The sequence below is a fragment of the Acidovorax sp. LjRoot129 genome (assembly GCF_964253765.1).
Taxonomy (GTDB): domain Bacteria; phylum Pseudomonadota; class Gammaproteobacteria; order Burkholderiales; family Burkholderiaceae_C; genus Acidovorax.
Genome location: NZ_CAXUSE020000001.1, coordinates 2433719 through 2445331, shown reverse-complemented (window position 1 = coordinate 2445331; position 11613 = coordinate 2433719). Strand labels below are relative to the sequence as shown.

The window sequence follows — 11613 nt, the reverse complement described above, 5'->3', positions numbered from 1 at the left end:
AGCGCTTGATGGGCCTGCGCTGCAGGCCTTTTTTATTGATTTTTGCGATCAAGCCGCTGCACGAGCGAGCTGAAACAGCCCCATGGCCCCGGCCAACCGGTGCGCCTGATCTTTCAGACTCTGCGCCGCTGCCGCGCCCTCCTCCACCAGTGCAGCGTTCTGCTGTGTCATGTGGTCGAGCTGGTCCACCGCCTGGCTCACCTGGCCAATCTGCGTGCTCTGCTCGCTGCTGGCCTCGCTGATCTCTGACATCAGGCTGGTCACGCGCCCCACGCTTTGCACGATGTCGCCCATGGTGGCGCCAGCAGTCACCACCAGGCGCGCGCCTTCGCTCACTTTTTCCACGCTGTCAGAGATCAGCGCCTTGATCTCGCGCGCTGCGTGGGCGCTGCGCCCGGCCAGGCCCCGCACCTCGCTGGCCACCACCGCAAAACCGCGCCCCTGCTCCCCGGCACGGGCCGCCTCCACAGCGGCGTTCAGCGCCAGGATGTTGGTCTGGAACGCAATGCCGTCGATGATGCCCACGATGTCGGCAATCTTTTTGCTGCTGGCGTTGATGTCCTCCATGGTCTTCACCACCTGGCTGACCACTTCGCCGCCCTTGCTGGCCACCTGCGTGGCGTTGCGCGCCAGTGCGTTGGCTTGGCGGGTGCTGTCGGCGTTGGCGGCCACCATCTGGGCCAGTTGGGCAATGCTGGCGGCCGTTTGCTGCAGGTTGCTGGCGGCATGCTCGGTGCGCGCGCTCAGGTCGGTGTTGCCCGCCGCCACCTCGGAGCTGGCCACGTGAATCGACTCGCCCGCGTCGCGCACCTCGGTCACCACGTGGTGCAGGGACTCGACCATGCGGTCTAGCGCGGTGAGCAGCTCGCCGATCTCGTCGGTGCGCTGCGTGTCCATGCGCACCGTGAGGTCGCCGCGCGCCACCAGCGCTGCAGCGTCGGATGCCTGGCGCAGCGGCAGCACGATCGAGCGGCGCAGCAGCCAACCGAACAGCGCCGACAAGCCCACCACCGCCAGCACGGCAACCGCGCTGATCCACTGCGCACGCGATGCATCGTCCACCATGGTGTCGGCCGCCTGCAGCGATGACTGCTCCGACGCATCGAGCAGCCTATCGATGGCCTGCAGGTACCCGGCGAGCGCCGCAGCATGCTCTTGCAGCTCCTTCTGGCTGATGATCCTGGCCTCCAGCGCGTTCTGCACCAGCGTGTCGCGCAGCGCCGCGTACTGCCTGCGCTGCGCTTGGACCTCTGCCCACATAGGCTGGGTGCGCTCGGCGGTCGACGCCGCTGCCAATGCGGTTTCGATGCGCTGGCGCAGGGCATCCTCGGCGGCCAGTTGTTTGCGCATCTCAGCCACCAGGGGAAACACGTCGGGCGACACCGTGGTGCGCAACGCGATCTGACCGATGGTGACCGACTGGGTCTTCCAGTCGCGCACCGAGCGCTCGATGGGCAATTGCTCGCCTGCAAGCAGCGTCGCCTGGCGGCGGGTGCCCTCGCCCGTCATCCAGGTTGTGGCGCCCAGCAGCGCCACCGCGCAGCCCAGCAGGCCAAAGCTGGCGGCCAGCTTCTGACCCACGCTCAGCTGGCGGCGGCGCGGTGTCGCAGCGGGGGCGGGGCTGTCAGGCGCAGCGCGCATCCCTGCCTGGGCTTGTTGCGCGGCCTGGTCCCCTCGGGGCATGGGCGATGGAGCGGTAGCTGGCAGATAGTTCATGGGAACCCTTCGATGGATCGTTCGTCAGTTCAACCGCGCGCTCGCGCTCCTCATCGCACCGGAGCGAGCGCGGCAGCGTCGCCAGGCAGACCGGCGCCCCGCCGGTCCCCATCTGCAATACCTTGTGGCGCCTCAATGCGCCACGCACTCGCCGTAGCCGCCACCGCCGGGCGTGGAGATCTCGAACACATCGCCCGGCTCCATCAGCGCGGCGCCGATGTGGCCCAGTTCCTCCACGTCGCCGTTGGCACGCAGCACCCGGTTGGCACCCGCGCGCCCCGGCTGGCCGCCGGCCATGCCGAAGGCCGGGTTCAGGCGACCGTTGGACAAGATGCTGGCCGTCATCGACTCGAGAAAACGCACGCGCCGCACACCACCGTCGCCCCCAGCCCAGCGCCCCGCGCCGCCGGACCCACGCTGAATCTCGTAGCTGTCGAGCACCACCGGAAAGCGGAACTCCAGCACCTCGGGGTCGGTCAGGCGCGAATTGGTCATGTGCGTCTGGACCACGCTGGTGCCGTCAAACCCGCGCACCGTGCGGCCTGAAGCATCGAACACCGCACCCGCGCCGCTGCCACCGGCAATGGTTTCGTAGTACTGGTACTGCGCATTGCCAAAAGTGAAGTTGTTCATGGTGGGCTGGCTGCCCGCCATCACGCCCAGGGCTCCGAACAATGCATTGGTAATGCAGGTGGACGTTTCCACATTGCCCGCCACCACCGAGGCCGGCGGGTTGGGGTTGAGCATGGAGCCCTGCGGGATGATGACCTGCAGCGGTTTCAGGCAGCCCGCATTGAGCGGAATGTCGTCGTCCACCAGCGTGCGGAACACATACAGCACCGCCGCCATGCACACCGCGCGCGGGGCGTTGAAGTTGTTGGTCTGCTGCGCACTGGTGCCCGCAAAGTCGATCACCGCACTGCGCTCAGCCACGTTGACCTTCACCGACACGCTGATGTGCGCGCCGTTGTCCAGCGGCAGCGTGAACTGCCCGTCCTTGAGCTGCGTGATCACGCGGCGCACGGACTCTTCAGCGTTGTCCTGCACATGGCGCATGTAGGCCTGTACGACATCAAGGCCAAACTGGTCCACCATCTTCGAGAGTTCCTGCACGCCCTTCTCGTTGGCGGCAACCTGCGCGCGCAGGTCGGCCAAATTCTGCTGCGGGTTGCGGCTCGGGTATGGCGTGGTGCCTCCGCCGGTGGCCAGCAGGGTGCGCACCTCTTCTTCCAGCAAGATGCCACGGTCCACCAGCTTCACGTTGTTGATCTGCACGCCCTCTTCATCGATGCGCGTGGAAAACGGTGGCATCGAACCCGGCGTGGTGCCGCCAATGTCGGCGTGGTGGCCACGGCTGCCGACGTAGAACGTGGGCTCTGCGCCTTCGGCCACGTACACGGGCGTGATCACCGTCACATCTGGCAGGTGGGTGCCGCCGTGGTAGGGGTCGTTGAGCATGTACACATCGCCCCGGTGCATCTTGCCGGCGTTCTCGCGGATCACGGTCTTGATGCTCTCGCCCATCGAGCCTAGGTGCACAGGCATGTGCGGCGCGTTGGCGATCAGGTTGCCCGCCGCATCGAACAGCGCGCAACTGAAGTCCAGCCGCTCCTTGATGTTGACGGAGTACGCGGTGTTCTGCAGCTGCAGTCCCATCTGCTCGGCGATGTTCATGAACAGGTTGTTGAACACCTCCAGCAACACCGGGTCGACCGTGGTGCCGGCCGCGTACTGCACCTTGCGTGCGGTGACGCGGTCCAGCACCAGGTGGTCCAGGTCGGTCAGGCGGGCGGACCAGCCGGGTTCCACCACGGTGGTGGTGTTCTTCTCGGCAATGATCGCCGGGCCCGGGATCACATCGCCGGGGCGCAAGTCCTCGCGCACCACCAGGGCCGCGTCGTGCCACTGGCTGCCGGAGTACATGCGCACCGTTTCGCGCAGCGGATGTTTGCGGTGTGGGTGCACCGCCAGGCGCGGCTCGGCCGGGGCGTCGCCAGCGATCACGGCCTCGACCGACACCGCCTCCACCACCAGGCCCTTGCCCGCCATCAGGAAGGCAAACCGCTGGCGGTAGGCCGCTTCGAACGCGGCCTGTATCGCAGGCATGTCGCCAAAGGGCACGACCAGCGCCGAATCCGTGCCTTCGTAGCGCACATGCACGTTGTGGCGCACCTGCACCGGGTTGGCGCTGACCTGCTGGCGCTCCAGCTCGGCCTGGGCGGCAGAGCCCAAGGCGTCCAGACGCTCTGCGATCAGGGGCAGCGACGCGGCAGCCAGCGGCATCTCAACCGCCTGCTCGCGGATCACGGTCTGGTCCGCCAGCCCCATGCCGTAGGCGCTGAGCACGCCGGCCAACGGATGCACGAAGACGCGCGTCATACCCAGCGCATCGGCCACCAGGCAGGCATGCTGACCGCCCGCACCACCAAAACACTGCAGGGTGTAGCGTGTCACGTCGTAGCCGCGCGCCACGCTGATCTTCTTGATGGCGTTGGCCATCTGCTGCACAGCGATCTGGATAAAACCTTCGGCCACTTCCTCGGGTTTGCGCTCGGTCTGCGTGGCAATCTCCTGGAAGCGCGCACGCACCGCATCCGCATCCAATGTTTCGTTCGCGGCCGGGCCAAACACGCTGGGGAAGTAGCGTGGCTGCACCTTGCCGACCATCACGTTCGCGTCGGTCACCGCCAGCGGGCCGCCGCGGCGATAACTCACCGGGCCGGGGTTTGCACCCGCGCTCTCAGGCCCCACCCGAAACCGTGCGCCGTCGTAGGCCAGCACCGATCCGCCACCCGCCGCCACCGTGTGGATGCTCATCATCGGTGCGCGCATGCGCACACCCGCCACATGGGTTTCAAACTCGCGCTCGAAGGCGCCTGCGTAGTGGCTCACGTCGGTGGAGGTGCCGCCCATGTCGAAGCCAATCACCTTTTCATGTCCTGCCAGACCCGCCGTGCGCGCCATGCCCACAATACCGCCGGCCGGGCCGGACAGGATCGCGTCCTTACCCTGGAAGGCGCCCGCATCGGTCAAGCCACCTGACGATTGCATGAAGAACAGCTTGACCCCGGGCATCTCGCTGGCAACCTGGTCCACATAGCGGCGCAGGATGGGCGAAAGATAGGCGTCCACCACCGTGGTGTCGCCACGGCTCACGAACTTCATCATGGGGCTGGTTTCGTGCGACGTGCTGATCTGCGTGAACCCCACCTCCCGGGCAATGCGCTGCGCAGCCTTTTCGTGCTGGGTGTAGCGATAGCCGTGCATGAAGACAATTGCTACGCTGCGCAGGCCGCGCCCGTAGGCGGCCAGCAGGTCGCCACGCAGAGTGGCTTCGTCCAGCAGCTGCAGCACGTCGCCCCGCGCGCCCATGCGCTCGCGCGCTTCGATCACGTCGGTGTACAGCAGCTCGGGCAGCTGGATGTGGCGGTCAAACAAGCGCGGACGGTTCTGGTACGCAATGCGCAGCGCATCGCGAAAGCCGCGCGTGGTCACCAGCAGCGTGGGCTCGCCCTTGCGCTCCAGCAGTGCGTTGGTGGCCACCGTGGTCCCCATCTTCACGCACTCCACCTGGGCAGGTGTCACCGGCTCGCCGGGCTGGAGGCCCAGCAGGTGGCGAATGCCCGCCACTGCAGCGTCCTTGTACTGCTCGGGGTTCTCGGACAGCAGCTTGTGGGTGGTCAGAGACCCATCGGGCCGCTTGGCCACGATGTCGGTGAAGGTGCCGCCCCGATCAATCCAGAACTGCCAGCGGTTGCCAGCCGGTGCGGTGGTCACTGTAGAAGGAACTTGCATGGTGATGAGACTCACTGGTTAACGTTGAAAGTAATACGGGATGAAAATCTTGTTGGCCTCGTTGCCGACGGACTGCACCCATTCCCTGGAGAAGCGCTCGCCCAGGCGCTTGAGCTCGGCGTCGAGCTCAGCAGGTGCGCGGTCCACCTTGATGCCTTTGCGCTGTAGTTCGGCCACCGACTCCTCGGCCACGGCTGCGCTCATGGCCCAGCCGCGGGTCTCAGCCTCTGTGGCCGCCTGGGTGACGGCCTGGCGCACGCTGGCGGGCAGCGCGTCAAACGCTTGCTGGTTCACAAACACGATGTTTTTGGGGAACCACGCGTTGATGCCGTAGTACTGGCGGATCTGGCTCCAGACCTGGTTTTCCACCCCGGTCAGGGCCGAAGTGATCATCGAATCGAGCTTGCCCGCCGACAGGGCCTTGTTGACCTCGACCATGGGAACGTCCACGGGCGCAGCGCCCAGCATCTCCGCGATGCGCACCGTGGCCGGGTTGTAGGTGCGCATGCGAGTGCCCTTGAAATCGGCCGACGAGCGCACAGGCGCAATGGAGAACAGCCCCTGCGGCGGCCAGGGAACGGCGTACAACGCCTTGAGCCCCTTCGCAGCAAAGTGCGTGTCGATCAGCGGCCGCTGCAAGTCCCACATGCGGCGCGCATCGGCATAGCTGCGCACCACAAAGGGCACGGCATCGGCCCCGGCAATCGGCATGTCGCGCACCAGGCTGGTCATGATGGTTTCACCCGCCTGGGCCTTGCCGCCCTGCACTGCCTCAGGGATGTCCGCCAGCTTGAACAGGGCGTTGTTGGCGTGCACTTCGATGCGCAGCGCGCCTGCCGAGGTGCGCTCCACATCCTGCGCAAACTGCACGATGTTGCGCGTGTGAAAGGACTCTGCGCGGTAGCCGGTGGCCAATTTCCACTGTGTCTGGGCGTGCAGCGACGGGGCCACGGCGAGCGCGGCCAACAAGACCATCTTCATGGCAAGCTCCTGTGATGGGAAAGAAGGGCCGGCACGAGCGGCCGGCAGACACAGCGAAAAGTGGCGCTACTTGGACTGCCCCATGACGAGGTCAGGCACGATCGTGACGATCTGCGGAAAGGCCGTGATCAGGCCAATGCACACCACCAGGCACAGGAAGAACGGAATCGCCGCCTTGGCGATCAGGTTGCTGTCCTTGCCCGTCATGTTCTGCAGCACGAAGAGGTTGAAGCCTACGGGCGGCGTGACCTCCGCGATCTCGACCAGCAGGATCACGAAGATGCCGAACCAGATCAGATCAAAGCCGGCCTTCTCGACCATGGGCATCACCACCGCAGCGGTCAGCACGATCATGCTGATGCCATCCAGTGCCGTGCCCAGCACCAGGTACACGCCCACCAGGCAAGCAATCAGCGCATACGGCGACAGGTGCATCGAATCCACCCACTCGGCCAGCTCGCGCGGGATGCCGGTGAAGGCCATGGTCTTGGTCAAGAACGCAGCGCCCGCCAGGATGAACATGATCATGCAGCTGGTGCGTGCCGAACCTGCCAGGCCCTCCTTGAAGTTCTGCCAGGTCAGCGCCCTGCACCATGCAGCCAGTGCCAGCGCACCCACCACACCGTACGCTGCACATTCCGTGGCCGTGGCCCAGCCGGCCACCAGCGACCAGCAGATGAACACGATCAGCAGCGCACAAGGAATCAGGTTGCGCGACAGGTACAGCTTTTCGCGGAAGGTGGTGGGCGGCTCGTCGGCCGGCATGCGGTCCTTGTTGCGCACCGACCACCAGGCGATGTAGCCCGAGAACAGCAGCATCAGCAGCAGGCCGGGCAAGAAGCCGGCCAAGAAGATGCGGATGATGGAGGCGTCAGCCGCCACCGCGTACACCACCATGGTGATGGACGGTGGGATCAGGATGCCGAGCGTACCGGCCGTGGCCAGCGAACCGATGGCGATGCTCTCGTCGTAGCCGCGTTTTTTGAGCGCAGGCAGCGAGACCTTGGCAATCGTGGCGCAGGTGGCTGCCGAAGAACCCGAGACCGAGCCAAAGATGCCGCAGCCCAGGATGGTGGTGTGGAACAGCCGCCCGGGCACGCGCCCCAGCCACGGCGCGAGGCCCGAGAACATGTCCTCGCTCAGCCGGGTTCGAAAAAGAATCTCGCCCATCCAGATGAAGAGCGGCAGGGCCGCAAGCTCCCAGCTGGCATTGCTCTCCCAGAATGCGGAGAAAAGGTTCAGCCCGGGCTGGCTGTTGGTGAAGAAGGCCTGCCCCACCCAGCCGCAAATGGCCAGCGTCATTGCGATCCACACGCCGCCGGACAGCATGAGGAGCATGAGGAGCAGCAATACGCCGCCCACAGTAAGAATGTCCATTTTTTGCTCCTTACAGATCCGAGGAAAAGTCGCCCTTGGCGTGGCGCTCTTCCACCAATCGCACAAAGGTCGGTACGCCGCCCTGCACCACGATCCACCACTCATCAATGACCGCAACGAGGAACAGGATGGAGCCCAGTGCAAAGCTCAGCTGCGGGATCCAGATGGGAATGGCCCACAGGCCCTGCGCCAGTTCGTTGAACTGCCAGCTTTCATAGGTGAAGGCACAGGCCCACCAGGCGAGGTAGCCAATGGCCAGGGCTGCGATGGTGAGACAGGTCAGCTCGTACTTGCGGCGCATGGCGGGCGAGAGTTTTTCGAGCACCAATGTCACACGCACGAAGTCGCCATGCTTGAACGCGTGGGCCATGGACAAGAACGCCGCGGCCGCGCAAAGCCAGGCCACCACGTCATTGATGGCGCCCGTGGGAAAGCCGAATTGGCGCCCCAGGGACTGCACCACCATCAGCACGCAGATCACGGCGATGCAGGCCGCGCCCACCGCGCCCGCGGCCAGGTAGGCGCCGTCCAGCGCGCGCCGCAGAAGATGCGGCGGCATCACGACGGTGGGCGGGGCTGCGCCCGCGACCGCAGAGGGTTGAGGCAAGGAAGACATGGCGTGCGCTCACTTCTTGCTGTTGTAGGCTTCGATCACGGCCTTGCCGTCGTCGCCCGCGGTCTTGATCCAGTCGGCCGTCATGCGCTCGCCCACGGCCTTGAGTTCCTTCTTGAGGTTCTCGGCGCTCACGTCCACCTGCATGCCTTTGGCAGCCAGCTCCTTGAGGTACTCCTGGTCTTTTTGTTCGCTCATGGCCCAGCCACGCTGCTCGGCAATAGCGGCCTGGGCCAGCACGGCGTCTTGCGTGGCCTTGTCCAGGCTGTCAAAGGCCTTCTGGTTGACCACCACTGCGTTGCGCGGCAGCCAGGCAGCCACGCCGTAGAAGTACTTCACGCTTTCATACAGCTTGCTGTCCACGCCGCTGGCGCTGGAGGTCAAGAAGTTGTCGACCGTGCCGGTGGCCAGGGCGGCCGAGAGCTCGGCGAGCTGGATCGTGACCGGCTGCGCGCCCACCTGGCTGGCGATCACCGAAGTGGCGGGGTTGTAGGCCCGCATCTTGGTGCCCTTGAGGTCCTTGAGCGCCGTGATGGGCTTGACGGAATACAGGCTCTGCGCCGGCCATGGCACGGTGTAGAGCAGCTTCATGCCCTGCGCGCCGAGCGTCTTGACCAGCAGCGGGCGCGAGGCCTGGTCGAGCCGCTTGGAGTCCGCATAGCTGGTAGCCAGGAAAGGTATGGAGTCCACGCCGTAGACCGCAGCCTCATTGGCCGCGCCCGACAAGATGAATTCACCAATCGCCACCTGGCCGGACTGCACGGTGCGCTTGATTTCATTGGCCTTGAACAGCGATGCGTTGGGGTGCACCGTGATCTTGAGCTTGCCGCCGCTGGCCTTGCCCACGTCCTGCACGAACTGCTGCAGGTTCTGTACTTGAAAGGTGTGGACCGCATAGCCCGAAGGCAGGTCCCATTTGGTTTCGGCGTGGGCCAGGCATGCGGCGGCCGCGGCGCACAGGCCGAACATCATTTTCTTCATGGGGAGACTCCTTGGTTTAAAAGCTGGCGAGGTGGTGATTGAAAAGGTCCGTGACCAACATGCACCCGGGTGCGTGGGTGATGCAAAAGGCCGGCTGCGCATTCAAGATGGCAGACTGGGGTGTGACGCCGCAAGCCCAGAAGACCGGGATCTCGCCGGGCATCAGTGCCACTGCATCGCCGTAGTCGGGCCGTCCCAGGTCGGCAATTCCGATCAGCGAGGGATCGCCGATGTGCACCGGCGCGCCATGCACATTGGGAAAGCGCGAAGTCACCTGCACGGCCCGTATCACGTCGGCCGCCGGCATGGGCCGCATGGTCACCACCATGGCGCCGCTGAACGGGCCGGCCGGCTCGGTCTGCAGGCTGGTGCGGAACATGGCGACGTTCTTGCCTTCATCGATGTGACGCAGGCTGATGCCCGCCTCGATCAATGCCGACTCGAACGAGAACGAGCATCCGAGGATGAAAGTCACGAGGTCTGGGCGCCACAGATCGCTGACGTCGGCCAGCTCCTGGGCCAGTTCTCCGTGGCGCCAGACGCGGTACTGCGGCACATCGCTGCGGATGTCGATGCCCTCGCCGAGCGATGGCAACGCCACCTGGCCAGGCTCGCTCACGGCGAGCACCGGGCAGGGCTTGGGATTGCGCTGGCAAAACCGCAGGAAGTCGCCAGCCAGCGCCTCCGGCAGGATCACCAGGTTGCCCTGCACCCGGCCATGGGCCAGGCCACTGGTGTGCGACGACCAGGCGCCTTGCCGGATCACGCTGCGAACGTGGCGCGGATCGTTGATGCCTTCAGCGCCAAAGACTGCGAGCGCTTTTTCTTGAACAGAATCCACCGTATTTCCTTGCGTTGGGAAATGCCATTTGTTTGGCGTTGGGCGGATTGTGTTGGGGCGCCACCTGTCGTGGCAAATTCAAAAAATATTGCTCAGCTCATCGATTTTTTCGATGCACTTCATTGGGGCAGAGGGAACCAGGTTGGTGCCAAGGGATTACCCGGATGCTCCAGTTAAGGGTTAACCCCGAGCCCCTGGGAGGCCAAAAAACCGTGCGGCTCAGCCCAGGCCGCCCGCCAACGCCTTCGCGTGCGGCGCAGCAATCGGATTCGTCACGTCGCCGTGGGCTTGCGGCGGCTGCCGCGTTTCGGCGTTGCTGGAATGACGTCGATGAAGTCGAGCGCCGAGCGCACGATGGCGTCCATCGCAGGCGAGGACGGGTCTTCGCGGTAGCTCACGTGGATGGGCAGCGGCTTGAGCACGGTGTCGCAGGCCAGCGCCCGCAGGTCCGGAAAAGCCAGCATGCGCTCGACCGCCAGGCGCGGCAGCGTGGCCACGCCAAAGCCCCCCTGCACCAGCTGCACCATGGCCGAAATCGACGACACGGTGTGCACGCGGCGCGGCTCCACCTGGGCATTGCGGAAGGTGTCGAGCAGGTACACATGCGGCTGCGATCCGCGCTGAAAAGTGAGGATGTCAGTGTCCACAAAATCGCTGAGCGCGTAGCGGCGCTTGCGGTGGATCTTGCTGTTGCCGACGAACACCATCTCCATCGGTGTCACGGCCTGGCTGCGGATGCCGTCGGCGGACGCGGGCAGCGCGGCAAACACGGCATCCAGCGTGCCGCGGCGGATCTGGTCGAGCAGCACGGGCGTGGATTCCACCGTGAGCTCCAGCTCCAGCAGCGGGTTGTCCTTGCGCAGCTGCTCCACCCACGGAATGAGCCAGGAGTGCAGCACCGATTCGATCGCCCCCAGGCGCATCGAGACTTCGAGCGGACCGCCAGACCCCATCTCAACCTTGAGCTGGCGCTGGAGCTCCAGCATGCGCTTGGCGTAGGTCAAAAAACGCGAGCCCGCCACGGTGAGCTTGAAGTGCTTGTCGCGCCGGTCGAGCAGCAACACGCCCAATTCTTCTTCCAGCGCTGCGATGCGGCTGGACATGGCCGACTGCGTGAGGAAGAGCTTCTCGGCCGCGCGGGTGACGCTCTTGAGGGACGCCACCCAGTAGAAGGCTTCGACGAAACGCAGGTTCATGGTGGTGGTCCTAAGGCATCAAGCACGTGCGGCTGGCTCGCTGGCTGGCTGGTTCGTTGGCAAATATCGCGCACCGGCGTGGTGCAACGCGGAGCGGGCCTGCCGGTCTGCGC

At 65.3% G+C, this 11613-nt stretch carries 8 protein-coding genes; all 8 read right to left on the bottom strand.

Annotated features, from left to right (window positions below; genetic code table 11):
• Positions 1-48: 48 nt before the first annotated feature.
• Positions 49-1716: a methyl-accepting chemotaxis protein gene (locus ACSQ3Q_RS11190; RefSeq protein WP_436134451.1), complete on the bottom strand. Its 1668-nt coding sequence runs from the start codon at positions 1714-1716 to the stop codon at positions 49-51.
• 132 nt (positions 1717-1848) lie between these two features.
• A complete protein-coding gene (locus tag ACSQ3Q_RS11185; RefSeq protein ID WP_436134450.1) occupies positions 1849-5511 on the bottom strand; it encodes a hydantoinase B/oxoprolinase family protein in 3663 nt (1220 codons plus the stop codon).
• Positions 5512-5529: 18 nt separating this feature from the next.
• Positions 5530-6492 (bottom strand): TRAP transporter substrate-binding protein, encoded by a 963-nt coding sequence (locus ACSQ3Q_RS11180; RefSeq protein WP_436134449.1) that lies wholly within the window; start codon positions 6490-6492, stop codon positions 5530-5532.
• Positions 6493-6558: 66 nt separating this feature from the next.
• Positions 6559-7869 carry a TRAP transporter large permease gene (locus ACSQ3Q_RS11175; RefSeq protein WP_436134448.1) on the bottom strand — a complete coding sequence of 437 codons (1311 nt, stop codon included), beginning with the start codon at positions 7867-7869 and terminating at the stop codon, positions 6559-6561.
• Between the two features lie 10 nt (positions 7870-7879).
• Positions 7880-8428 carry a TRAP transporter small permease subunit gene (locus ACSQ3Q_RS11170; protein ID WP_436136983.1) on the bottom strand — a complete coding sequence of 183 codons (549 nt, stop codon included), beginning with the start codon at positions 8426-8428 and terminating at the stop codon, positions 7880-7882.
• A gap of 66 nt (positions 8429-8494) precedes the next feature.
• A complete protein-coding gene (locus tag ACSQ3Q_RS11165; RefSeq protein WP_436134447.1) occupies positions 8495-9463 on the bottom strand; it encodes a TRAP transporter substrate-binding protein in 969 nt (322 codons plus the stop codon).
• Between the two features lie 16 nt (positions 9464-9479).
• Entirely contained in the window at positions 9480-10256 is a 777-nt protein-coding gene (locus ACSQ3Q_RS11160) for a putative hydro-lyase (protein WP_436136982.1), read from the bottom strand.
• Between the two features lie 320 nt (positions 10257-10576).
• Positions 10577-11500 (bottom strand): LysR family transcriptional regulator, encoded by a 924-nt coding sequence (locus ACSQ3Q_RS11155; protein WP_436134446.1) that lies wholly within the window; start codon positions 11498-11500, stop codon positions 10577-10579.
• Positions 11501-11613: the final 113 nt, after the last annotated feature.

Excerpts from the sequence above, each read along its gene's own strand:
- ACSQ3Q_RS11155 (WP_436134446.1), bottom strand. The coding sequence starts at position 11,500 with ATGAACCTGCGTTTCGTCGAAGCCTTCTACTGGGTGGCGTCCCTCAAG.
- ACSQ3Q_RS11170 (WP_436136983.1), bottom strand. The coding sequence starts at position 8,428 with ATGCCGCCGCATCTTCTGCGGCGCGCGCTGGACGGCGCCTACCTGGCC.
- ACSQ3Q_RS11185 (WP_436134450.1), bottom strand. The coding sequence starts at position 5,511 with ATGCAAGTTCCTTCTACAGTGACCACCGCACCGGCTGGCAACCGCTGG.
- ACSQ3Q_RS11165 (WP_436134447.1), bottom strand. The coding sequence starts at position 9,463 with ATGAAGAAAATGATGTTCGGCCTGTGCGCCGCGGCCGCCGCATGCCTG.
- ACSQ3Q_RS11175 (WP_436134448.1), bottom strand. The coding sequence starts at position 7,869 with ATGGACATTCTTACTGTGGGCGGCGTATTGCTGCTCCTCATGCTCCTC.
- ACSQ3Q_RS11180 (WP_436134449.1), bottom strand. The coding sequence starts at position 6,492 with ATGAAGATGGTCTTGTTGGCCGCGCTCGCCGTGGCCCCGTCGCTGCAC.
- ACSQ3Q_RS11190 (WP_436134451.1), bottom strand. The coding sequence starts at position 1,716 with ATGAACTATCTGCCAGCTACCGCTCCATCGCCCATGCCCCGAGGGGAC.